Genomic DNA, 23,569 nt, shown 5'->3' with positions numbered 1-23,569 from the left:
ACAAGTTGAAAATCAAACCAATATATAGGTGCTCTGTTGCTTATATTGAGGTGGGGTTATTCTCAATAAGACAAAAGGCAATTCAAATGACAACGTTAGGTTTTCGCTTCACGATTGATGGTGTCCATGACGAGACGCTGGTGGTTCGTGAATACCAAGGAGAAGAGTCGGTATCAGACTCGTTCAGCGGACCGAGAGAACGAGTCTACGGCTTTCGCTATCAAATCGAACTGGCCAGTCGCAATGCCGATTTAGCCGCCAAGCAAATTGTCGATAAAACCGCATTGCTGGAAGTGATTCAAAATGGAGAGGTAACTCAGCACGTTCATGGCATTGTGCGTCATTTCAGTAAAGGGGATACCGGACACTCTCACACTTTTTATTCCGTCACCTTAGTTCCGGCATTAGAACGTCTCTCACTACGTCGCAATAGTCGGATTTTTCAAGAAAAAAACATTCTCGATATTTTTAAGATCCTATTTCAGGAGATGAACATTACCGATTATGTCTTCTCGGTTAAACGTGAATGTGCCCTACGCGAGTTCTGTGTTCAGTACCGAGAATCTGATCTCGACTTTTTCCATCGTTTGGCGGCTGAAGAAGGGCTGATGTACACCTTCACGCATGAGAAGGGCAAACATACATTGGTGATAACCGATAACAGTGAAGGATTTGCGCCGTTAGGCTCTCCGGTCCCTTACAACGCGCTTTCCGGCGGACATATGACGACCCCCTATGTTTCGACCATGACGGAGCATTATCAGTCGGAAGTGAGTTCGGTGTTAATGCAAGACTACAGCTTTAAAAAACCGGACTATAACTTCGCCCAGTCAATGGACGGGGCGGATCTCAGCTATCAGCTATCTAACTATGAACACTTCGATCATCCGGGGCGCTTCAAAGACGACGCCAATGGTAAGGCATTCAGCCAGATCCGACTGGAATATCTACGACGCACAGCACATACCGCCAGCGGCAAAAGTAATGATGCCCGAGTGCAGGGTGGGGTACGTTTTGAGCTCGAAGAACATATCGATTCAGCGATGAACCGCGAGTGGCTTGCGGTTTCCGTCAGTCATCAAGGTAGCCAACCACAAGCATTGGAAGAAGCCGGTGGCCATGGCGCGACGACTTATGCCAACCAATTTACCGTCATCCCGAAAGAGACCCTGTGGCGAGCGACACCACAACCGAAACCGCAAGTCGACGGTCCTTGTATTGCGACCGTTGTCGGCCCCAAAGGCGAAGAAATTTACTGTGATGAACATGGTCGGGTCAAACTACATTTTCCGTGGGATCGCTATGATCAATCCGATGAAAAAAGTTCTTGCTGGGTGCGGGTCTCACAGGGCTGGGCCGGTGCTCAGTATGGCTTTATGGCGATTCCTCGGATTGGTCATGAAGTGATTGTCTCATTTCTCAATGGCGATCCGGATCAACCGATTATCACCGGGCGGACTTACCACGCCACCCACGTTCCCCCTTATATTTTACCCAATCACAAAACCCGTACTGTGTTGAAAACGCAGACTCACCAAGGTGAAGGTTCTAACGAAATTCGTTTTGAAGATCAATCGGGCGTTGAGCAGATCTATGTTCACGCGCAGAAAGATCAAGACATTGTGATCAATAATATTCATCGCGAATCGGTCGGTCTGGACAGCCATCGACGTGTCGGGCGACACCTGTATCAGATGATCACTGAAAATGTCCATCGTCTGGTCGGTAAAAATGTCAATGAAGAGCTCGGACAGGATTTCCACCAGAAAGTAGGGCGCAATGTCGTTCAGCGCATCATCGGTAAACTCAGCCAGTTTATTTCCGGTGGGATCATTCAAAAGATCGAAGGCGCTTGGGTCGCCGAAATAACGGCTTCAGAAGAGAAAAAAATTGGTGCCAATCAACGGGTTGAAGTCAATAATGAAAGCTATCTCAAGGCTAAAAAAGTGATTCTGGATGCAGGAGATTCTTTGACGATTCACGGGCCGGGTGGGTTTGTCAAAATTGACAAGGGTGGTGTCACAATCTCCGGCACGAAAGTCAAAATTAACGAAGGGGGTTCACCGGATAAAGGCACCGCACCAACCATGGTGAAACCTGATGAAACCAATAAACCGCAAGAGCCGGAAGCGCCGGATCGGAGGGGATAACCATGCCAGCAGCAGCACGACTCGGTGACAACGGCTCAGGGCATGGCTGTTTTCCAGCGACGCCGATTATTGCCGGCAGCGGAGATGTCTCGATCAACGGTAAACCAGCGGCTCGTAAAGGGGATGCGATCTTACTGCACGCCTGCCCGTGCCCGCAGGTTCCCCACGGGATCCACGGTCGTAGTATCTCCGCTGGGTCTGCCAATGTATCGATCAACGGCAAACCGGCAGCCCGGGTCGGTGATGCGATCGACTGTGGCGGCTCCGTCGCCGCGGGTTCCGGCAATGTATTGATTGGTGATACGCCGTACAAATCACCGACCCATGATTGTGGGGAAGGGGCCGCGCTGAAACAATCGCCGTTCTTAAGTATTCAGCCGCTTGCAGAGCCACCACCTTTTGACTGGGCCAGTCTGCCGTTTGTGGAAGAGGTTTTTTCTGGTGCTGCGAAAGATAAGCAGAAAGTGGTTGAGGAGAAGAGAGCAGCTCCGTCGGCCATGAGACAAACAGGAGGCGGAGGGGAGAGTGGTTCTGCTGATGAGTTATACGATAAGATTCGTGCTAGTAATACTGATGTTTCTGCTATTGCCCATAATACTGGAATTAAAGCAGTAAATATTCAAAAGGTTAAAGACCATGTTTTCTATAATAAGCACTTGCTAGATAAATATGTTGACTATGGGGTTCCTGCTGAGCTGGCACGATTTGATAGTGATTTGAATCAAGCCCAAGCATGGCAAAGATTAAAAGATGGGACTCATACTGAGAAGGATATGACTTGGTTAAAACACGAAATGGCGGAACAGTGGTATGAGTCAAAACATAATTCCGGTTATACCGAAGCACATAATGCAGCAGAAAGAAAATGGACAGGTGATCCTTGGGGAGAAAGCTAATGCAATTTATTAAAGATAAGGATTTTTACAAGGTGGCAAGAATTACTGGACCAACTCATAACTTCTTATCGATTCGATTATCAGAAAGTCACTCCACAATACAGGTGACATTATTGCCAATAAAAGAAGGTGAATCTGAAAAACTTGATGCTGATGAAGTGCTTAGTCAGGTATCGTCGGGATTGGATGAAGTAAATAGAGAATTAGAGCAAACATATTTTATCTCAGAGATACAGTTTATTCCTTCTGACTCCCGGCCAGCATCAGTATACAGTTACCTGACACAGGAACTGATCAAAAGAATTGACTCCGGAGATAACTTCATTGTCGTCTAGAACTTGTTGAAAAAATAGATATGTTTATTCATAGCAATATTGGAGTTATTCATTATTTATATAGAAAACCGTCAGGATACTCTGGTTAGGGTATGAATGCTGACGGTTCACTCAGGCTAGGAAAAATAAAAAATGAAATCCTTATTCGACATATTAACCATGTCAGAAGGAAATACGTCAGAAAAAAAAACATGTTACTTACTGTTTGATCGGGTGCAGTTTCCGCAAGCGACCGAATTCTGGAACACCATGAAGCGACGCGAAGATGTCACATGGTGTGAACTGCTGCGTGGCAGTGAGCTTCAGTATCTGACCGATGTTTCGCCATTACTTATCGATATTCGCGATGGTAATCCGGGAGAAACCCTTTATTACTGGCTGGCAGACAACGAACCTCGTGCTGAGCAGTTCGGGTTTGTCGGTGTGTTTGACGGCGATTTCGCCGCACTCAGAGCCCACTGGCAGCAATGGGTGGCTTGTCGTTATCCCGATCAAAACGAAGTGATGCTGCGCTTTTATGACCCGAATGTCTTACCCCAGTGGTGGAACATTCTGACACCGACGCAACAGGCGGTGTTTCAGGGAAAGCACCAAGGGATTTATCTGCCGCGCAGAGATGACAATCAACAACTCAAACTCTTTGAATTTCCGATGATTCAGCGGACGGATTCCCCGGAATGCACTGCATTTTCAGATCGTATGGTATCTGCCGAGAATACGACGGAAGTCCATTTTCCACTGCAACTGACGCAGGATCAGTACGATCGGTTCTTTCATCCGGAACAGCGTCACGCACTGGCTGAAACCTTATATCGGAAGTTGTTACCCCAATATGGTGATGCATTGTCTTTGTCACTTGTCGAAGCGCGTTTTGATGAAGGGCTGACGCTCGCGCAAAACCGCTATGCAGATGCAACCGAGCTGGATCAAGAGACCTTCGCCCTGTATCGCTTTTATCTGGGTGACCGCTTTGATGAACATCCGGAGTTTCAGCGTTTGATGAATTTCTATTCGCTGCGCCAAGCCATCGGTGAATTCCATCATCAGTATCGGGGACGTGAGGATGAACTACACGCTTACCAGACACCGGGCTGGCTGAACGAACCGATGAGCACGGAGATCAGTTCATGACTGAATTTGATGTAAAAAATAGTGACGAAACCATCTGGTGGGGTGTGTTGTCACTTGATGCGTGGCAGATGATGCTCGAAGCGCCGGGTTGGTTTGTCGTGGCTGAAGCTGCGATTAACCCTGCAATTCGCGAGTTGGCGGAACAAAATGAGCAAACGGATCAGCGTGTGTACTGGGATGAAATGGGCAACATTCATGCCTCAATTTCTCCTTATGTGATGCCATTGCAGTCTTGGGATTGGTTTAAAGAGCAGATTGCGATTCAACCCCACTGGGGAATTGCACTTCAGTTAGATGCTCGTTTCCATCAGCTTCCTATGACGCGTCAGACCGAGTTGGTACTGCGTTATTTCCGCGCATGGACAATGGTGGAAACCCCGACTCAAGAACAAGAGCAGCTATTGCTGCGTCTTTCTGACTGGGATGTTTTCGGCGTGCTATGGCAGGCCAGCGATCCTGTCTATCAAAAACATATTCAGGGTCCCCTCCAGCAGGTTGTCTATTGGGAGCCGGAACAACCTGAGGCCAAAGTGCTCTGCTTTCAGCCCCCGATGTTAGACAAAACCACGCTACCGCTGCCGATCCGCCTGACCGATGCACAATATCAGGCGCTCAATATTTGGGGTAATCGTCAGATCTACCGCCAGTATCAGGATCATTTACAAGCCCATCACAGTGAAACTCAAAGCTGGGATCAGGCACAGTTTGATGCGTATCTTCATCAGCATGTCACTCAGGCCAATCAGTTAGGATTTCAGCAACCGAATGATGTTGTTCGCTATCTGAGCCTGACGGTGGTTTTTGGTAAGCAATTTACGACTCAGCCGTGGGCAAAACAGGTTTTACAATCTCCCGATTATCAGGGCACGCAAAGTCGGATGGACCGGTTATTTGAACGTGGGTTAGATGAATTGGATAAGGAGTCAGAACAGTCATGAGCGACAATAAGAAAGCCGATTTACTCTCCAGTGCCGAGGCAGCGACCCAGAACTTTTCCACCGACAACGTCCTCGATGGTGGCTGTGTCGAGTGTGGCTGTGAAGTGTTTATCCGTTATCACTATGACGATGGTCAGCCGGTACCGGAAGCCGACTTTGTACTGACGAACATCAAAAAAGAGATTTCGGGCAAAACTGATAAACAGGGGATGTGCAAAATCGAGAACATGGATTGTGGCGGGTTTGAGCTTCTGCTGGGCGAAGGCAGTGATGAATTTGAACCAAAAGATGTTGCGCAGAACAATCCGGTGATTCAGGCCAACCCCGAATATGCTGCCAAAGCGGGGGAGTACTTTGCCCTGTATACCCTGCTGAGTCGAGAGGGGTATCTCACTTATGATGAATCCGGTAGCTCTGATAGTTTTGTTGATGTTGATCGCAAATTATTCACGTGGGTAGACAGTGATTATGAGGAAGCTTATGACCGCTTCTGGGAGCTGGATAAAGAAATCAACCACGGCCCGATAGCGCTGAGACAGGCGGTCAATAAAATCCACCACAGTCTGGCCGGCGAAATGGCGGGGATGGCGCAGGACAATACGGCCATTTTGCTGTTTTGTGAAATTGCCCTCGGCTTTGTCCCAGTAGTCGGACAGGCGATGGACTTGTATGACTTAGGCTGCTGGGGCTGGGATACCTGTACCAAGAGTGATTTAGATTTTTGGCACTGGGCAACGGGGGCTTTGGTGGTGATTGGTTTTGTGCCGGGGCTGGGGGATGCAACCAAAAAAACCGGCAAAACTATTATTGATGCACTGAAAAAATCGGACTCACGGGTCATTCAACAGGCGATGAAGATGCTGCGCAGCTTGTCGAACGGCAATCTGGTCAAGTATCTGAAAAAGTTCGGTGGCTTACTGTCTGAGTACGCCAACAAAGCCAAAGCATTGCTCAATGAGATTATTGACGGGCTGACCAAGGCGATTAAGAACAGTAAAAGCTGGGCGGTCAAACTGCTGAGCAACTCATTTGAGATGCTGGTCGATGCGATGAAATCGCTGGAGAAGAAAATCGACGAGATGGTCGGCAAAATTACCGCCAAGGTCGATGAGTTTATCGGTAAAGTGGTGACCCGTAAAACAGGTACACCGCATCATAAAGGGGCGAACAAAGTCGATAATATCAATGCTGAGCAAGCTTCAATTCACGGTGATAAACCGGATGGCACTCATGGGAAAGATCCGACTGAAGTGGAAAAGCAGACAAAAACCAATGGTTGCGGAGAAGAAGGCGAACCGATCGATCTATACACCGGGAAGGTGTTTGAAGAGCGGCAGGATTTTGTATTAGCCGGAATGTTGCCTTTAGCACATCAACGTTACTATCACTCGACTGGTTTGAAAGTAACCGGATTGATGGGCAGTTTGTGGCGCAGTAGTTGGGATATTTCGCTGACCATCGAGGGGATGTTAGCCACCTTTACTGATACCGACTATACCCAAGCTGTTTTCGAACTCCCTGAGCCGCGAGAAGAAAGTCCCTCGTTACTGAAACCGCAGTGGCGACTGACCCGGGGAGAGCAGGCAGAATTAATCCTTCGGCATAAAGATGGGCTGAGCTACCATTTCGGTCATGCGATTGGCACGACGTTGCGCTTATCCAAAATCGAAGATGCCTATGGCAATACCATTCAGTTTGCTTATGAGCGTCGTACCCTCAAATGGATTATTCTGAGCGATGAACGGCTGATTGAGGTTAAAACCGAGCATCAGCGTATCACTCAACTGACGTTGTGTGATGCAGCACGGAGACCGCAACGTGAACTGGTTCGCTATGAATATGATAATTCTGGGCGGTTACTTGCAGTACGTGCTGAAGCCGGACGTAGCTTTGATTACCAGTACAATAAAGCCGGTTATCTGACCCGCTGGCAGGATTTGGCCCATACCTGGGTTGAACACGATTATGATGCGCAAGGCCGGGCGATTGCCAGCCGTTGTGCCGACGGGTTATGGACCGACCAAATCCGTTACGATGATGATAACCATATTCACTACTATAAGAGCGCATTCGGTGGTATTAAGGCTTACCATCTGGATGAGCGCAACCGCCCCTATGCCATCGTGGATGCAGCCGGCAACCGAATTGAGCAGCAGTGGCAGGATGATTTGTTGGTGGGTGAAACCAATGCTTTAGGTGAGACGACTGCTTATACCTATGATGCATGGGGAAATATCACCACAGCGACTTTGCCGGATGGAACGGTACACGGCTACGATTACAACGAGCAGGGATGGCTGACAAGTTACACTGACCCACTCGGTGCCAGTTGGTTGTATGAACATAATCCGCAGGGGGATGTGATTGCGGTTACCGATCCACAAGGCCGGGTCTGGCAAATGACTTATACCGAGCGTGGTTTGCGTGACTCTGTGACCGAGCCGGACGGCAGCGTGACCCGCTATACCTACAATGAACGCGGTCTGCTGATGAGGCTGGATCCGGCAACTGGCTATGGTATGACCTTCCATTATGACCGCTTTGACCGATTGGTGAAGCGGGTCAGCGACAAGCGCGATAGTCAGGGATATCTCACCCGCCAGTGGCATTACCACCAATCAAACTCTTTTCCCGATAAAGTTATCTACGAAGACGGCAGTGAAGCGCATTTTAGCTACGATATTGAGGGCAATCTGATTTCGGTTACCGATGCGCTTGGTCAAACCCAGCGCTTTGAATATGGCGCCTTCGATAAGCTCAAAGCTGTTACCGATCCACTGGGTGCAACCACGCAGTATCACTACAATGTCGAAGCCGAATTTGCCGGTGTAACCAACAGTCACGGGCAGCAGTGGCTGTACGGATTTGACCAACTGGGGCGGATTGAAAGTGAGCGTCACTACGACGGTCGCACTGAAACCTACGCCTATGATCCGGCCGGGCGATTGATGCAGCGCAGCAAACCGGACGGTCACACCTTCCGCTATCAGTACGATGTATGCGGCCGCCTGCTCCAGAGTGAAAGCTTCGATAATCAGGACAATGCAACTGGTAAAAGCTGGTATGAATATGATGCGGCTTCACGGCTGACTTACGCAGAAAACGGTGATGCGTGGATTGCACTCACCTATAGCCCGGCAGGGCAATTATTGAATGAAAATATCAACGGCACCGAACTGACCCACCAGTACGATGCAGCCGGGCGACGCATCCGGTTTAGCGGCACACAGACCGAGCGTAGCTATCAATGGCAGCAGCAACGACTATCTGAGTTGCAAGTCGGTCACCACAATCCGCTGAAATTTGCTTATCTGCCGGGTGGCGAGGAGCAGTCCCGCCAGACGGATACCGGGTTTAATCTGCAACATGAGTGGAGTGCGACCGGATTATTGCTCGGGCAGCAACTCGGCAATCAATCGCTACGCCGGTATCGCTATGATGCCTTGGATCGATTAACGGGGATTGAGGATAGCCATCGCGGCAGTGCCGAATTCACCCTTAACTCCAACAGTCAGATTACCGCAGTACGCCAGCGTAAATCGTGGGAGACCAAAGCCGGGTTTGTCCATCTGTTCGGGTATGACAGTGAGCTGAATCTCAATGAAGAAGGGTTCGGCAGTGAATATGGTGACAATGTGGTGTCACTGGCTGACGAACGGATGAAGCGCCAGAAACGTGACTATGATAAAGCCGGGCGTGTAACCGAAGTCGGCCGCTTTCAATATCGTTACGATCAATGCGGTCGGGTAATAGAGAAAAGCGAATCGAAAGACGGCTTCCGGCCGCAAAGTACGACATTTATCTGGAATGATGAAGACCGCCTGACTCACATCGAGCTACCGGACGGGCGACGTTACCGCTACCGTTATGACCCATTCGGGCGACGCATCGCCAAAGAATGCCTGCAAACTCAGCAACAGACCCACTATCTATGGGACGGCAGCACACTGGTACAACAGAGCCAAATCACCGCAGACGGCACGGCACTGACCAGCACCGAATATCTATACGAGCCGGGCACTTTCCGCCCGATGGCGCAAGTCACTACCCGCCACAACAGCAATCGCCAAGACCTGCACTATATCGTCACCGACCATGCCGGGACGCCGCAGGAGTTAGTCCGAGAAGATGGTGAAATCGAATGGCGCGGTGAGCAGGTGCTATGGGGTAAATACCAGCAGCAACAGTTTAATCTCAAAATTCAACGCGGTTATCTTGAAGATGCGGCCAACGAAGCGCTGACCTGTGACCTGCGTTATCAGGGGCAGATCGAAGATCGGGAATCCGGGCTTTACTACAACCTCAATCGTTACTACGATGCAGATAGTGGCCAGTATCTCAGCCCCGATCCTATTGGATTTGCAGGTGGATTGAGGCCACAGGGGTATGTGCATAACCCGATGGAATGGGTGGATCCGCTGGGGTTGGTTCCTCTTGATGACACTGGATGGTCTTTATACCATATTACAAATAGTAAAAACGAAGTTGTATATGTGGGAATTACGAAAGATTTCAAAACTCGTACAACACAACATATAAATTCTGGTCGTTTAGGCAAAGGATATAAAATTGATGAGATAGAACGGAACTTGACACATGAAAAAGTGAGAGGGTACGAACAAGCTGATATCGAACATTATAATACGTTAGATACCTCTCAAAGAGGAATTTATGATGAAAATGGAAAGTTCCCCGCTGGTGCAGGAAATAGGGCTCGTTCATACGATCCATCCAGATTAGAAAACCCAGATGACCATAGAGCCAAGGCTTTTAATGATAATTATCAGGACAGAATGAAAAGCCATTCCGGTAAAATATGTAAAAAGTAATATGTTTTGGTGAATAATATGAAAGAAATTAAGTTAGGTACATGTTTTTCAATACCACTAGAGAATGAAGAGTATGGCTTCGGATATGTGAATTATGAAGGTGACTTTTTGATGGTGAATATATTTGACTTCAAATCTAAGAGTTCAAAAGATATCAAAAATTCATTTGATAAACCTTTACTGATTACGGATTGGTTAATTGATTGGGTTGTTTTCTCGAATGTCAAATCCAGTCTATATCCCAAGTGGATTTTACACAGAAACATCATATTGGAAAATTATAAAAAACCTCAGTGTCATTATGTTATTTTTGGTTCTGAATTTGATAAGAAATGCTTGAATTTTATTACTGATGAAGTTCATCCGGCTAGTCATGATGAAATTGCCAAATATCCTCAATTTAGTACATATCATGTTGACTATTATGCCACTTTTGTGAGAGCAAAATATCGAGGTGTAAATTTCAATAAAGTTATTTTTGATGATGGAAAAAATGATTATGTAGTACTGTGAGAAATATGTATTGAGAGTATGTCATGTAAATATTGGGGGGAATGTGGTTTGAAAACGATTATGCAGTAATCTAAGTTTACCTCAATCGTTACTACGATGCAGACAGTGGGCAGTATCTCAGCCCTGACCCGATAGGATTTGCCGGTGGACTCAGGCCACAGGGGTATGTGCATAACCCGATGGTTGTGGGTCGACCCGCTGGGGTTGGCTAATCTATTTGATTTGGGAACCTATGGTAGCTTGAACAGTAAGATCCATGTCGGTGATAAATTACAAGTTCATGAGTTAATTAGGCATGAGTTTTTGAAACAAGAAGGGTTAGCTGGTGAATCAAGACTGTCAGGAAATCCGTCGATAGCTTTAGATTTAGATCATCATACAAGAGGTCCAGTAAAAGATACTAGAGGGATTGGTGGTGTTCATTATCACGAAGGACAAGTACGTGCTGAAAAAGGACTTGGTATGAATGATTTCGCTTCAACGATAGATGAAGAACTTGATATTACTACTGAAGCAATGAGAAGAGCAGGAATTCCTGAAGATAAGATATCTCAACTGAGGAAAGATTCTCATATTTACTATAACACACTTAAAGAATGTAAAGGTAAATAAATATGAATGTGGTTTTTAAATTAAATAAAATAATAGATGACTATAAGGGTATAACATCTGGAGGAAAGAGTAATTGTAGTGAGTGGCCTAATAACCCAATTGGGGAAAAACTTGAATTGTTATTTTCTATAAATAGTAATAGAGCAAATGAATATATAGGTAACTCTTTCTTTCCTCATGATACATTTATTGAAGTCTTTTCAACCTATAGTAAAGATAGGTATTTCTTGGATGATGTGGTTTATTTTGGCGATGAAGATGAATTGAATTATATAAAAAGTGGTTATACTAAAGTTGTTATAAGAAAAATATCGGAAGTTTCTTGTGATAACCTGTCAGGCTCATTCAAGCTAGATATAGAAAAGTATGAGTTAGATAATAGTTCATATCCCGCTTTTTCTTTTCTATCAAAGGCTATTCCTAATGGGTTGCAAGGTGTTGAAACACTACTTGATGAATATTATTTTGTTGGGCAGTTCTATTCAGCAGATATACCACTTAGAGATGGCGGGGTTTTAGGTTTATCTGATGCTAATGGGTATTTGTTTTTGAGGAAACAGCTACAGTACAATGGTGATGATGGTGTGTTTTTTGTTCAAACAGCATAATTTTTGACAATTGCAGAAATTATCCATTATTTTGTATGACGTTTCATCAGATATGGAGCATCCGCTCCATATAGTTAAACCTCAACTCTCCCCCGACAAACCCATTCCGTTATCTCCCGCAATTTCTCCACTTCACACTGCAAATAGACCAATTCTTCTGCGCTGATTTCATAATGCTCGGAATAGCGGGCATCGATGTAGGCGCGTTTAAGGCGCTGGAAGCTGCGGCGGTGGAATTTGTTTTCCATCGGGAACAGTTCGGCAAAGGCCGGATCTTGCTGGGCGCACATTGAGCGCAGGCTTTCAAGATTGTGGGTTTTGGGTAGATAGTTGGTACAGACTAACAGGGTGCAGGCGAACAGGCGTTCCGTTACCTGATGGAGTTGAAATGCAGCATAGTTGAAGTATTTATTTTCAAGCATTGGTTTATATGCTGATTCATAAAATTGTGCTGCGCTACTAAACCAATGATTAAAATGTTTGGTTGCAATAGCAACTCGCTCGGCTTCACTTAAATTCCCCGGTGTGGGCAGTTCCCGTTTATCGGCGCTGAACAGTTCAATGCCCTGTTCTCGAATATCAGCAAAGAAGTAATGACCTTGCTGGAGCTGCTGATGGACTTCATTGAGTGTGTGGACGATCAAACCGAGCGGGGCAGATGTGACGCGACGCGCGATCTGCTCTTCGGCACTGTGCCACACCGCGTACTCTTCGACCAATGACGCTCTGTTGACGATCACCAGAATGTCGTAGTCACTGATATAACCGTTAGGTCGGTCGCTAACCCAAGTGCCTTTGGCATGACTGCCAAAGAGGATAATTTTAAGAATGCGAAACTCAGCCTTACTGCCGTTTTTGTTGCGCAGAAAATCATCCAGCGTATCGCGCAATACAGTGGTGATGGTGTGAAGTTCTTGTTGCTTCCGCTCAGGGAGGTGGTCGAGTGCTGTTTTCATCGTGGCTATCCTACTATGAGCCGGGGACAAAACAAACCGTTACCACATCGAGCGGTGTTGTTTTTGTTGATGATTTGCGGTTTTGTCATGGTAATACCCTGCTGTTATTCAACGCTGGTATCGTGATCGATTTTGTTGGCAGCAGCGAGACTCACAGGATCACTTTGCGACACAATTCAGGAAAACTCATACTTTTTTAATGCTTTGGTGGGGGCTATCAATGCTTCTCTGTCACCAATGGTGCTAATACTAAAGTCGCCGAAAATGCATAAAAAATGGGGAGTATTGCGACACTGAAACCAACAACTAAACCTTCGGGATCAAAAGGAATATAACTCATTGATAAAATGATGCCGTATACGGTTGTCAATCCCGCACTGATCCAATTGACTTTGATAAATCTTAAGCATTTTTCGTCAATAGATTCATGCTTTCGGATCAATAACGAACAAAGTGCAGGGATAAATGTGCAAATTAAAGAAAAGGAATCATAAAATTGCTGCCAATCATGGTTCAATAAATAAGTAAAAACAACAATGCAACCCAGCCAATAAACAATGAATCCAATGCGACTCAATTCTCTTTCTCCCATATTATGAATTATCAGGTAGTGACTTACTTTAACGTTGCCCTAAATGATGGACAAGTCCTGAATCGAATGAGGTTAAAAGATGTATGAGAGCTCAGATAACAACGAATTAAAACAAGCCCAGTCAGTCTCTTGATTGATTCGTTGATGTCCGTGCTTTAATGAACTGCCGAACGGATTGGTGACCGTTTAAAGTGAGCCGCTCACTGCTGATCCACAAAAATCAAACGATCGGTATCAAAACCGCGTGCTTTCGCCATGTGGATAAACTGATCAATCACTTGCTGATCAACGGTTGGGGTGCGAGACAATAGCCATAGGTAATCGGTGTCCGGACCAGAGATAAAGGCATAACGATAGTCATCATCGAGGGCAAAGATCACGTAGGAGCCGTAAAAAGGGCCAAAGAACGAGACTTTTAAATAGCCTTCTGAGTCACTATTGACAAAATAGGCTTTCCCTTGGGCTTCTTCCCATTTGTTGTCAACTGCGGAAAAGCCGCGGTTCAGCACCGTAATGCCCCCGTCATCTCTGGGCGTATATTCTGCGGTGACATGGGTGAGACCTTCTTCAAATGAATGATCTAAACGGGCAATTTCATACCATTTGCCTAAATAATGTTGTACGTCGAAATTAGAGACGGGTTGAACAGTTTCGGGCATTCCAAGACAGCCCGTGAGTGTAAGTGTAACCAACATCAGCAGCAATTTTTTCATATCCGTTCCTTTTGACTGTGTGTTTATTTTTGCTCGGTGTGAATCACCGGGATCATCAATGCTGTGATGATCATAGCTGATTCATCGGGGTGTGCGAATAAAAAAAACGCGGTGCTGAACACCGCGTTTAGATGGGATGATCGTGTCCCGGTCGCTGTGATTAGTGGGTGAGCGAGATCGTCAGATTGTACTGGCCTGAACCGCTGTATGCATACACTTGGAAGTAGTAGAAATTCGCATCAGCCGTATAGGTGATCTGCTCTCTGGATGCGGGTTCTTCAGACGCTGCGACTTGTTGCCAGTTATTACCATCCCAACGCATCAGTTTCAGATCGAAGTCTGTTCCGTCAGGGCCGACCAGTGTTGCGTTGATGGTACCGCCTTCATAACGGAATGCCTGATTGTTTGGTTCGGCAGTGTATCCGCCTTGCGCAATGGTGTTGGTATACACTTGGGTTTCGGTTGAAGAGCCTCCGTTGCCATTATCACCACCGCCATTGCCGTCTTTTGAAATCGCAAACGAGATTGTTTGTGCCGGTTGTGAAATATCACTGATACTCAGGCCTGAATCCCGCCCGTTCCACCATAATGAGTTTGTTCCCCGCGATGTTAAATCATTCGGATAGATCGCAGAAAACTCACCGTATTGACCATAAACATCGTACGCATCGCCGCGGTTACGCAAGTATTCCGGATCACGGTTGCCGTCTGCATGTTCCATCTGGATGTAAGGGTGCCATTCGTCGGAGTTGTTCCCTTTTGGATCGACGTGCCAGATCGCCAGCCCGCTCCCCAATTGCTCGGTATTTTGTCCGCTTTGATAAATCGCTTCCATGTAGAAGGATTCAGCCGGATTGTCCGGGTTAGACCACTTGTAGGAGGTATTGCTGCCGGATGTGGCAGAGATACGGCCAGTCGGTGCATTCGGATCGACCGCTGGGTTTAACTCAATGACGGTTTCCCAGCCAGCCTTATCACGCAGTGGTGCAACCGGTGGCACAGGGTGTAGCATGGATCGGGCATTGGTACTGCCGTAACCCATGATACCGTACTGCGCAACAGAACCGTTTGAGCTGCCGTCGTAATCATAAAGATCGGGCCAGTCTGCGATCAGGTGTCCTGATTCATGTGCGAAAGTACCGATCGATAAGCTGCTTCCCATATCGGAGATTTGTGACGCATTGGTACAAACACCATCAGCACAGAATTGTGGGTTCACACCACCCATGTGTGGCCACAGGCCGGTTGACCAGGCACTGTTTGAATCTCCGGCGTAGAAAAAGTTAAGCCCTCTGATACGGCCCCAGCGATCCGTTGTCAGGGTGGAGAAATCGAATCCTTGTTGATATTCCATCCACTCTAATGCTTCATGAATCAGTTCTTGTGCCCGGACACCGAACTCAAGATTGGGGTCGGTATAGTAAGATTTGTTGTGTTTAGCCGTATAATAAGTACTGACTGTATTGGTATAATCGAGTTTGCCACCCGATACAGAACGGAAATAACCACGAATAGACTGGAAATTTCCGTATCCTTTATAATTTAAATCATTTAAAAAACTATTGACATCTGAACGACTAATTTCTCGGCGATCATCTGGGAAGTCAATTAATATTGTTAACCCGCGAACATTACCCGTAATATGGCTGGATGAATCGGCTGTTTGAACAAGAGATGTCGCAATTCGACTGACATCTTCCGGGATATGTAATAATTTATCACGGTTTTCTTGAGCTAATTTTTCTCTTGCTTTGGCGGACAAGCCAGGCTGCTGTTCAGTCTGAGAAAGAATGGTGGAATGAAGACTGCTTCTCAGATTTTGTTCGAGCTGCTCTTTGGCTTGAGTGACTAATTCTCCTTTAGAAACAAGGGTTGTGCCGTCATCAGAGACCTTCGCGTAAGCGAGTCCGCCCAATTGTTTGTCAAAAATGACAAGCTGACCGGAAGGGGTTCTCTGCTCGGCATAATAATCATTCCCTTCAAGTGTAAGTGTAATGACGTCGCCATTCGGTTGGGTGTAATCATACTGATAGCCATGATAAGGAATTGCCGAAAAAGCTGGCTGGCAAATTAAATATAAGCTCATTAAGCCAACGGTTGTTTTTAATTTCATAATAAACGCTCTTTGTTTTTTAAAATAATGTTTCATTCTTATTGCGGTTTAAATTGTATCAAGGGCTTTATTTTTTATCGAAGGTTTTTCTCCATAAGTTCTATCGATTTGTAAAAATAATTTCCTTATTGGGAGAGCTTAAAAATTACACAAAACTTTATTGATATAAATATAATTATTTTGTGATTTATTAATAATCAACGTGACAAAATATCCTAAAAATATCGAGTGGTAGGATGAGTGAATTGATGTGGTATCTGTTTCTCTGCAACATGTGATCTGTTTTTATTGGAGTGATGAATTTATCGACTATGATTAGAGTCTGTACATATGATTCTACCTGTGATTAACGGCTGTGTTGAACGAATGCAGGATAGTCAGGATAGAAAAATACTGATATGCAAGGGAGTCTACGTATGTCACCAGATGTTCAACTTACTCAGATGAAAGATGCGCAATCACTGTTGCGCTTGCATGACGTAACGGATGAGGATTTGGAACTCATTCGCCGATTCGGACAGATGATGATTCCGAAGTTGGGTGAATACGTGCAACACTTTTATGTCTGGCTGGAGAAACTCCCTGAATATGCTCAATTTTTCGGTGACCCCGGAAGGTTACGCTATGTTCAGGATTCTCAGGTTCGCTACTGGACTTCTTTTTTCAACGCGAATATTGACGATGACTATGTTCAGGAGCGCCGAAACGTGGGAGAGGTTCATGCGCGTGTTGGTTTGCCGCTTCCGATCTATTTTGCTGGCATGAATACCTCGATGCTGATTTTTACCCAGCAGTTATACGATGATTCGATGGAAACGGAAACATATAACGCTTATGTAACCGCGTTTATGAAATTGCTCCATATGGATACCTCGATTGTCGTTGATACTTATTCCCGCCTGACAAATAAGCGTTTTTCCGAACAGAGTAAGGCGCTGATGGCTATGTCAACACCCGTCACCATGATTTGGCAAGACATCCTGATGTTGCCGCTGGTAGGGATCATCGATTCCAAACGAGCCCAAGATATTATGGCTGCGGTTTTGAATAAGATCTCCGTGAACCGGGCCAAGATCTTCATCATGGATATTTCCGGGGTGGCGGTTGTCGATACAGCCGTTGCCAACCATTTCATTAAAATCACCAAAGCCACCAAACTCATGGGGTGTACTTGTTTGGTATCGGGGGTTTCTCCTTCGATTGCTCAGACCATGGTTCAGTTGGGCGTTAATGTCGGAGAGGTGCAAGCCAATGCGACACTCAGGGATGCGCTTGAATACGCTTTTCAGATGATTGGTCTTAATGTGACATCGTTGAATCAGTTTTCGGAATAATTCAGGAGCGCAGTCATGCGGGAATCGATTGCGATTAGCCAGCTCAAACATGCACTGGTTGCGTCTATTCAGGCGGATCTCTCAGCGGGTATTCTGGCTGATTTTTGTCATGAGCTGTTGAGCCAGCTTGCTGAGAATTATATCCACGGGGTCTTGATTGATATGGCTGGGGTAAAAACGTTGGATCGACAAGATATTGAAGCATTGATCCAGATATCCCTGCATGTTCAGGTCATGGGGCGGCAATGTATCTTTGTCGGCTTCAGACCGGGCATTGTGATGGGATTGATGAATCTGGGGGTTGATACGTCGGCATTATGTTGTGCTGCAGATTTGGAGCAAGGGCTTGTGTTGCTCCGCGAGTCACAGGAGCGCAGAGATGGATGAACAACCGGTATCGATAAAAACGCTGGGTGATGTTTATACGATTGATTGTGAAGCAGATGTCATGATGGCGGTGATGGGGACATTTACATTTGCCCAGCAGCTTAATTTTTCTCCGACAGCGACGAGTGAAATCGCTACGATTGTTTCTGAGCTGGCAACCAATATTGTCAAGTATGCAGGAAATGGCCGCATCGAGCTGACTGAAATTCTGCGCGAATTTGAACAAAAAACGGAACGTGGTATACGGGTCGTTGCCCGGGATTTCGGGCCGGGAATTCCACATATTGAACAGGCGATGGCGGAGCATTTTTCGACTGGTGGTTCTTTAGGAATGGGGTTGCCGGGCGTGCAAAGAATGGTTGATCAGTTTGAGATCCAGTCGTTTCCCGAAGCATCTGACACAGAGACGCGCGGGACCATTGTGAGTGTGATCAAATGGGGGAATGACGATGCCGTTTGAATGGTACTCTCACTGCGTTCCTTATTTGGGAGAGTCTGAGTCCGGAGATGGTGTGTTCGTGCGGGAAAATAACTTGGGTTTGATGGTCGGGATTATTGATGTGTTAGGGCATGGGCCGGAAGCCGCTCACTTGGCTCGACAGATGGAAAGTTATCTCGATGCTCGTTTTCATGCTGACGCGAGTATCTATCCCTCGTTAACGAATGAACTCCCGCAGTTACTTGAGCAGATGCATGATCATTTTCGCGGCAGTTTGGGCGCTGCTGTCACATTGGTTTTTTTCAACCTTCAGACGCGATGTTTTCAAGGGGTAGGTGTCGGCAATACATTAATGAGAAAGTGTGGTGATGACTGGCGTACTTATTTTTCTCAGCCGGGGGTTGTCGGTGAGATGATCCCGACATTGAATGTGTTTCAAGGCCCGTTTGGCGACAATGAACGCTTCTTATTGACCACCGATGGAATTAAGGAAAATTTAGATCTGGGACTGTGTCATTTTGCTCAGTATCGCCCACTTCAGCAGTTTGCTTCATTTCTGGTCGAACATTTCGGTAAACCACATGATGATATGACCGTGATCGTGCTGGAGTACAACGTATGAATGAATCGATCCACTGCCCTGTCTATCACGACAATATCAGTAAACTGGTCATCCGACACAAATTTCAGGCGATCTTTCGTTGCTATCATTTTAGCCCTGAACAACAAGATTATTTTATGCTGATGAGTGCTGAATTCGTCTTGAAGTTGCTAGAGGCTTTCGGGGAGTGTGCCATTGATTTTGTCTTTCAGCAGGAGCGGATTACAGTGAGCTGTGCGATTCCTGAATCGGCTGAACCAATAACATTGACCGTCCCCGGGCTGATGATTGAACAGAATCGTCAGGCGATCAGTTGGGCAGTGCCATGTGTTGCCAATTATCAGCCGACAGAGTTTGAATTCGAACAGTTGGCAGATCAGTTACGCGAGAAGAGCCGTGACGAGTTGATGAATGAGCTTCAGCATACAAATCAGCAACTGGCGCAACATCAGGTTGGATTAGAGCAAGAAATCGTACGACGAACACAGGATTTACAAGACAGTGAAGTCTTTGCCCGGACGATTGTTGATGGTGCACCATCGAGCGTGGCGATTATCGATGAACAGGGCAAAATTCTATTATGGAATCAAACGGCCGAAGCGATTTATCAATATCAGAGCCAAGATGTTTTAGGGCAGCATTGTATTACATTGCTGAAGATGGTGATGCCGGATACTTTGGTTGAGATCTTACAGCCGCCTATCTCCATTCAAGATCAGGCAAAAGTGTATGGTGAGTTTTTCGAGGTTGAGACGTATACCAAGTCTGGTGTGATGATTCCGGTGGATTTAGGGGTGACGATTTTTGTCCTCAATGATCGCTGTCAGGCGGCTTTATTCTTACGTGATGTTTCTGCGCGTAAGGTGGTTGAAAATGAGTTGTATGAAGCGCGTGAAAAAGCAGAAGAGGCCCTGAAGGTTAAATCGATGTTTCTGGCCAATATGAGTCATGAAATCAGAACGCCGATGAACGCAATTATCGGTATGTCTCATTTAGCGTTAAAGACCAAATTAACCGCCAAACAGCATGATTACCTGTCTAAAATCCATAATTCCGCCTCACTCTTATTGGGGATTATTAATGACATTCTCGATTTTAGTAAAATTGAGGCTGGGAAGCTGACCATTGAGAATGTCAGTTTTGAACTGGACGATATCTTTCACAATGTCTCCATACTAAACGGTCAGAAAGCATTTGATAAAGGATTAGAACTCCTATTTTCTGTGCCGCGAGGATTGCCGAAAAAGTTATATGGTGATCCGCTGCGATTGGGGCAGGTGATTATTAATCTGGTTAACAATGCGGTGAAATTTACTGAACAGGGGGAGATTTCAGTTTCTGTGAAAGAAGTGAAGCGCCAAGCGGAGCAAATTCAGTTGGAGTTTATCGTTTCCGATACAGGGATTGGCATGACGCCTGAGCAGATAGAACAATTATTTACCGTATTTACTCAGGCGGACGGTAGTACGACTCGCAAGTATGGTGGTACGGGCTTGGGGTTATCTATCTGTCAGCGTTTGGTTGAGTTGATGGGGGGGACGATTCGGGTTGAAAGTGAGTTGGGGCAAGGAAGTCACTTTATTTTTGATGTCTGGCTGAAAGCAGATCAGGGGGCTCGGACTGTTGCTGATGGGTTGCCCGATACGCTCGATGGTATTCGGGCGTTGGTGGTTGATGACAATGACCATGCCTTAACGATCATGGGAGATATGCTCGATGTGCTGTCGCATCCGCCGATATTAGTGAATCATGCTGATAAGGCGCTGGCACAAATTGACGCCTCCATCGCTGAAGGGCAACCGATCAATCTGGTCTTGATGGACTGGAATATGCCGGATATGGATGGGGTTGAGGCCTGCCGCAAGATTCGCCAGACCGTGCCATTAGAATATCAGCCTCATATTGTCATGGTGACTGCCTATGATAAAGATGAACTTGCCCATGTGACCGAAGAACTGCAATTAGCCGGTTATCTGTCTAAGCCTGTCGGGCAATCGAAACTGTTTGATTTACTGGTGACACTGTTTGGGGCTTCGGAACATCCATCCCATCGTTCATCGGTGGATCATGGTGTCAGACCTCAGGATGATCTGGCCGGGATTCGGGTATTGCTGGTTGAGGATAATGAAATCAACCAACAGATTGCACTGGAGTTGATGGCAGGATGGGGGATGGATGTGACGGTTGCAAGCCATGGCCGGGAAGCGCTTTCGCTGCTGGCTGAGTCGCTGAATGAGGCGGCAGGATTTGATGTGATCTTTATGGATCTGCAAATGCCGGTGATGGACGGCTATGAAGCCAGTGAGCATATTCGCAGTATTCCGGCTTATGATGACATTCCGCTGATTGCGATGACGGCGCATGCGATGGTTGAAGAGCGAGAGCGCTGTTTTGGTTTGGGGATGAATGATCATATATCTAAACCGATTGATCCGAATGTTTTGTTGAGTACCATTCAAAAATGGTGTCGTGCCGAAAAGTCTGCTGCCGCTGATGCCCCGCAGACGCCAGAGCCAGAAGCGGCTGACGCCGCCACTTTAACGCAACCCTCTCCGCCTCAGCTCAGTGAACTCTCTTTTCTGGATTACCGCAACGGACTGATGAGAGTGGCTGGCAATGAGCAACTTTATCAGCGGTTACTCTCTCAGTTGATTGATAAAGAACATGATATCGTTCCCCGAATCCAAAAGGCCTTAGCGCAAGAGGAGCGGACGCAAGCGACGTTGATGGCGCATACCTTGAAAGGCTCGGCTGCGAATCTTGGACTCATGCGGCTTTCCGATATTGCGGCCCGGATTGAAATGACAATTAAGCAAGAACAAGATGATGAGGCGCTGGCTGCGATATTGTGTGAAGCTGAAAAACACATGGCACAGTTGGTTCCCACCTTATGTCAGACACTCAAGCGTTCGGAGCCGACAGCGCAGCAGACCGGGACTCTGACACCAGCACACATCGCGGTGATTGAGCAGTTAGCCACTCTTTTAGCAGCATATGATAATGAGGCCGTTGCGTATCTTGATGAGCATTATCTGTTCCTTAAAGCGGTATTAACATCCACGTCATTTGACGCCTGTTGTCAGTCTATTCATGACTGTGATTTCGAAGCGGCAAGCGAAGCACTCAGAAAAGCAGTCAGTATTTATCCACTTGATCTTTCGACGGTGGCTGGGGGAGAAGATGGGTGATGAAAAAGATACGGTATTAATTGTTGATGACAATGCCGAGAATCGGGCTTTGTTAGGCGAAGTCTTGAAGCCCTATTTTCATGTTTTAATTACAACCCGAGGTGAACAGGCGATCACCGTGTGTCAGAAATATCTGCCTGATATCGTGCTGCTCGATATCATGATGCCAGAAATGGATGGCTATGATGTGTGTCGCCGTCTGAAATCTGATGAGCGAACTCAAGCGATTCCGGTGATCTTTCTGACAGCGAAATCGCAGATAGCAGACGAACAACAGGGATTTGATGTCGGTGCCGTTGACTATATTCTCAAGCCGATCAGCCCACCGATTCTGCTTGCCAGAGTGCATACACACCTGCGTCTGAAACAGGCAATGTCAGATCTTGCGAGCCAAAACCGTATTTTGGAGCAACGGGTTCGAGAGCGTACTCATCATTTGGAAAGCTTGCAGAATGCAACGATTGAAGCGATGGCCTCACTGGCTGAAACCCGAGATAACGAAACCGGTAATCACATCCGTAGAACCCAACGTTACATTAAATATCTGGCGGAAGAACTCGTCCGGCAGGGGCTTTATGTCGAGCAGTTGACCCCCGAGACAATTGAGAATTTGTTTAAGTCCGCGCCTTTACATGATATCGGTAAAGTGGGAATCCCTGATGCGATTCTCTTGAAGGCGGGCAAACTGACGGAAGATGAATTCGAGATCATGAAAACACATACTGAGATTGGGCGGAATGTGATAGTTTCTGTGGAGTCAGCGATTGATTTCAAATGTGATTTTCTGCAATTTGCCAAGGAAATTGCCATGAGTCATCAGGAAAAATGGGACGGTTCGGGGTATCCGCAGGGGCTGAAAGAGTATGAAATTCCGCTCAGCGCCCGTTTGATGGCGCTCGCAGATGTTTATGATGCACTGATTTCTGAACGGGTTTACAAACCGGCATTCTCTCATGAGAAAGCGGTAAGCATCATCAAAAAAGGCAAAGGGACACATTTTGAACCTGCGGTAGTGGCGGCTTTTCTCGCCATTGAACAGCAGTTTAGGGACACCGCCCGAACCTACCGGGACGAAGGTTTCCATGAAGCTTCTTTTCCGTCTGCGAATCAGGACAAAGACTGACCGAATTACTGATTGGAGCGTTACGCTCTGAAAAGTCCCAATGCATATTTGCAATCCCGCCACACGGTCGTTGAATGACGGATGCTGAGGCACTTTTCAAAGCTGTTGTTT

19 protein-coding genes and 1 pseudogene are annotated in these 23,569 nt (G+C 46.5%); 16 read left to right on the top strand and 4 right to left on the bottom strand.

What is annotated here, in order from left to right; all coding sequences use genetic code 11:
• Positions 1–86: 86 nt before the first annotated feature.
• From tssI to BSQ33_RS06265, 10 genes and pseudogenes are all read left to right on the top strand, one after another.
• Positions 87–2,150 carry a type VI secretion system tip protein TssI/VgrG gene (gene tssI / locus BSQ33_RS06305; RefSeq protein WP_021019804.1) on the top strand — a complete coding sequence of 688 codons (2,064 nt, stop codon included), beginning with the start codon at positions 87–89 and terminating at the stop codon, positions 2,148–2,150.
• 2 nt (positions 2,151–2,152) lie between these two features.
• A pseudogene (locus tag BSQ33_RS06300) lies at positions 2,153–2,449 on the top strand (PAAR domain-containing protein); the annotation flags it as partial.
• Positions 2,450–3,045: 596 nt separating this feature from the next.
• On the top strand, positions 3,046–3,381 hold the full coding sequence (locus BSQ33_RS06295; protein ID WP_021019806.1) for a hypothetical protein: 336 nt from the start codon (positions 3,046–3,048) through the stop codon (positions 3,379–3,381).
• Positions 3,382–3,513: 132 nt separating this feature from the next.
• Entirely contained in the window at positions 3,514–4,512 is a 999-nt protein-coding gene (locus tag BSQ33_RS06290) for a DUF4123 domain-containing protein (RefSeq protein ID WP_021019807.1), read from the top strand.
• Positions 4,509–5,450 carry a DUF4123 domain-containing protein gene (locus BSQ33_RS06285; protein WP_088133672.1) on the top strand — a complete coding sequence of 314 codons (942 nt, stop codon included), beginning with the start codon at positions 4,509–4,511 and terminating at the stop codon, positions 5,448–5,450. Before BSQ33_RS06290 ends, BSQ33_RS06285 begins: the two co-directional genes overlap by 4 nt.
• Positions 5,447–10,279 (top strand): RHS repeat-associated core domain-containing protein, encoded by a 4,833-nt coding sequence (locus tag BSQ33_RS06280; RefSeq protein ID WP_088133671.1) that lies wholly within the window; start codon positions 5,447–5,449, stop codon positions 10,277–10,279. The genes BSQ33_RS06285 and BSQ33_RS06280 overlap by 4 nt, the downstream gene beginning before the upstream one ends.
• An 18-nt stretch (positions 10,280–10,297) precedes the next feature.
• Entirely contained in the window at positions 10,298–10,792 is a 495-nt protein-coding gene (locus BSQ33_RS06275; protein WP_088133670.1) for an Imm26 family immunity protein, read from the top strand.
• A gap of 131 nt (positions 10,793–10,923) precedes the next feature.
• The gene (locus BSQ33_RS22205) at positions 10,924–11,004 is read left to right on the top strand and encodes a hypothetical protein (RefSeq protein ID WP_420070626.1); all 81 of its coding nucleotides are present in this window, start codon (positions 10,924–10,926) and stop codon (positions 11,002–11,004) included.
• A gap of 28 nt (positions 11,005–11,032) precedes the next feature.
• On the top strand, positions 11,033–11,404 hold the full coding sequence (locus BSQ33_RS06270) for a hypothetical protein (protein ID WP_198298161.1): 372 nt from the start codon (positions 11,033–11,035) through the stop codon (positions 11,402–11,404).
• Between the two features lie 2 nt (positions 11,405–11,406).
• Entirely contained in the window at positions 11,407–12,012 is a 606-nt protein-coding gene (locus BSQ33_RS06265) for a DUF1963 domain-containing protein (protein WP_088133669.1), read from the top strand.
• Between the two features lie 74 nt (positions 12,013–12,086).
• Here BSQ33_RS06265 and BSQ33_RS06260 read toward each other — a convergent pair whose 3' ends face one another.
• From BSQ33_RS06260 to BSQ33_RS06240, 4 genes are all read right to left on the bottom strand, one after another.
• The gene (locus tag BSQ33_RS06260) at positions 12,087–12,968 is read right to left on the bottom strand and encodes a HEPN domain-containing protein (RefSeq protein ID WP_088133668.1); all 882 of its coding nucleotides are present in this window, start codon (positions 12,966–12,968) and stop codon (positions 12,087–12,089) included.
• Between the two features lie 217 nt (positions 12,969–13,185).
• On the bottom strand, positions 13,186–13,560 hold the full coding sequence (locus tag BSQ33_RS06250) for a hypothetical protein (RefSeq protein WP_088133666.1): 375 nt from the start codon (positions 13,558–13,560) through the stop codon (positions 13,186–13,188).
• Positions 13,561–13,760: 200 nt separating this feature from the next.
• Positions 13,761–14,273: a lipocalin family protein gene (locus BSQ33_RS06245; protein ID WP_088133665.1), complete on the bottom strand. Its 513-nt coding sequence runs from the start codon at positions 14,271–14,273 to the stop codon at positions 13,761–13,763.
• Positions 14,274–14,433: 160 nt separating this feature from the next.
• Positions 14,434–16,386 carry a M6 family metalloprotease domain-containing protein gene (locus BSQ33_RS06240; protein WP_021019814.1) on the bottom strand — a complete coding sequence of 651 codons (1,953 nt, stop codon included), beginning with the start codon at positions 16,384–16,386 and terminating at the stop codon, positions 14,434–14,436.
• A gap of 416 nt (positions 16,387–16,802) precedes the next feature.
• Here BSQ33_RS06240 and BSQ33_RS06235 point away from each other — a divergent pair, with 416 nt between their 5' ends.
• From BSQ33_RS06235 to BSQ33_RS06210, 6 genes are read left to right on the top strand one after another with little or no spacing between them, the layout of a single operon-like run.
• Positions 16,803–17,720 carry a protoglobin domain-containing protein gene (locus BSQ33_RS06235; RefSeq protein ID WP_021019815.1) on the top strand — a complete coding sequence of 306 codons (918 nt, stop codon included), beginning with the start codon at positions 16,803–16,805 and terminating at the stop codon, positions 17,718–17,720.
• A gap of 15 nt (positions 17,721–17,735) precedes the next feature.
• Positions 17,736–18,107, top strand: a complete 372-nt coding sequence (locus BSQ33_RS06230; protein WP_021019816.1) for an STAS domain-containing protein — start codon at positions 17,736–17,738, stop codon at positions 18,105–18,107.
• Entirely contained in the window at positions 18,100–18,567 is a 468-nt protein-coding gene (locus BSQ33_RS06225; RefSeq protein ID WP_088133664.1) for an anti-sigma regulatory factor, read from the top strand. The genes BSQ33_RS06230 and BSQ33_RS06225 overlap by 8 nt, the downstream gene beginning before the upstream one ends.
• Entirely contained in the window at positions 18,557–19,168 is a 612-nt protein-coding gene (locus tag BSQ33_RS06220) for a SpoIIE family protein phosphatase (RefSeq protein WP_088133663.1), read from the top strand. Before BSQ33_RS06225 ends, BSQ33_RS06220 begins: the two co-directional genes overlap by 11 nt.
• A complete protein-coding gene (locus tag BSQ33_RS06215; RefSeq protein WP_088133662.1) occupies positions 19,165–22,335 on the top strand; it encodes a PAS domain-containing hybrid sensor histidine kinase/response regulator in 3,171 nt (1,056 codons plus the stop codon). The genes BSQ33_RS06220 and BSQ33_RS06215 overlap by 4 nt, the downstream gene beginning before the upstream one ends.
• Complete coding sequence (locus BSQ33_RS06210) at positions 22,328–23,458, top strand: response regulator (protein WP_027694120.1); 1,131 nt, start codon at positions 22,328–22,330, stop codon at positions 23,456–23,458. The genes BSQ33_RS06215 and BSQ33_RS06210 overlap by 8 nt, the downstream gene beginning before the upstream one ends.
• Positions 23,459–23,569 lie beyond the last annotated feature (111 nt).

Origin of the sequence: Vibrio gazogenes (assembly GCF_002196515.1) — a bacterium.
GTDB classification, from domain to species: domain Bacteria; phylum Pseudomonadota; class Gammaproteobacteria; order Enterobacterales; family Vibrionaceae; genus Vibrio; species Vibrio gazogenes_A.
The sequence above is the reverse complement of the archived record's forward strand: the minus strand, read 5'-3'. Positions and strand labels throughout refer to the sequence as shown.

What these genes read in the sequence shown, in the direction of transcription:
- tssI (WP_021019804.1), top strand. Translation starts at nt 87, where the DNA reads ATGACAACGTTAGGTTTTCGCTTCACGATTGATGGTGTCCATGACGAG.
- BSQ33_RS06295 (WP_021019806.1), top strand. Translation starts at nt 3,046, where the DNA reads ATGCAATTTATTAAAGATAAGGATTTTTACAAGGTGGCAAGAATTACT.
- BSQ33_RS06290 (WP_021019807.1), top strand. Translation starts at nt 3,514, where the DNA reads ATGAAATCCTTATTCGACATATTAACCATGTCAGAAGGAAATACGTCA.
- BSQ33_RS06285 (WP_088133672.1), top strand. Translation starts at nt 4,509, where the DNA reads ATGACTGAATTTGATGTAAAAAATAGTGACGAAACCATCTGGTGGGGT.
- BSQ33_RS06280 (WP_088133671.1), top strand. Translation starts at nt 5,447, where the DNA reads ATGAGCGACAATAAGAAAGCCGATTTACTCTCCAGTGCCGAGGCAGCG.
- BSQ33_RS06275 (WP_088133670.1), top strand. Translation starts at nt 10,298, where the DNA reads ATGAAAGAAATTAAGTTAGGTACATGTTTTTCAATACCACTAGAGAAT.
- BSQ33_RS06265 (WP_088133669.1), top strand. Translation starts at nt 11,407, where the DNA reads ATGAATGTGGTTTTTAAATTAAATAAAATAATAGATGACTATAAGGGT.
- BSQ33_RS06260 (WP_088133668.1), bottom strand. Translation starts at nt 12,968, where the DNA reads ATGAAAACAGCACTCGACCACCTCCCTGAGCGGAAGCAACAAGAACTT.
- BSQ33_RS06250 (WP_088133666.1), bottom strand. Translation starts at nt 13,560, where the DNA reads ATGGGAGAAAGAGAATTGAGTCGCATTGGATTCATTGTTTATTGGCTG.
- BSQ33_RS06245 (WP_088133665.1), bottom strand. Translation starts at nt 14,273, where the DNA reads ATGAAAAAATTGCTGCTGATGTTGGTTACACTTACACTCACGGGCTGT.
- BSQ33_RS06240 (WP_021019814.1), bottom strand. Translation starts at nt 16,386, where the DNA reads ATGAAATTAAAAACAACCGTTGGCTTAATGAGCTTATATTTAATTTGC.
- BSQ33_RS06235 (WP_021019815.1), top strand. Translation starts at nt 16,803, where the DNA reads ATGTCACCAGATGTTCAACTTACTCAGATGAAAGATGCGCAATCACTG.
- BSQ33_RS06230 (WP_021019816.1), top strand. Translation starts at nt 17,736, where the DNA reads ATGCGGGAATCGATTGCGATTAGCCAGCTCAAACATGCACTGGTTGCG.
- BSQ33_RS06225 (WP_088133664.1), top strand. Translation starts at nt 18,100, where the DNA reads ATGGATGAACAACCGGTATCGATAAAAACGCTGGGTGATGTTTATACG.
- BSQ33_RS06220 (WP_088133663.1), top strand. Translation starts at nt 18,557, where the DNA reads ATGCCGTTTGAATGGTACTCTCACTGCGTTCCTTATTTGGGAGAGTCT.
- BSQ33_RS06215 (WP_088133662.1), top strand. Translation starts at nt 19,165, where the DNA reads ATGAATGAATCGATCCACTGCCCTGTCTATCACGACAATATCAGTAAA.
- BSQ33_RS06210 (WP_027694120.1), top strand. Translation starts at nt 22,328, where the DNA reads ATGGGTGATGAAAAAGATACGGTATTAATTGTTGATGACAATGCCGAG.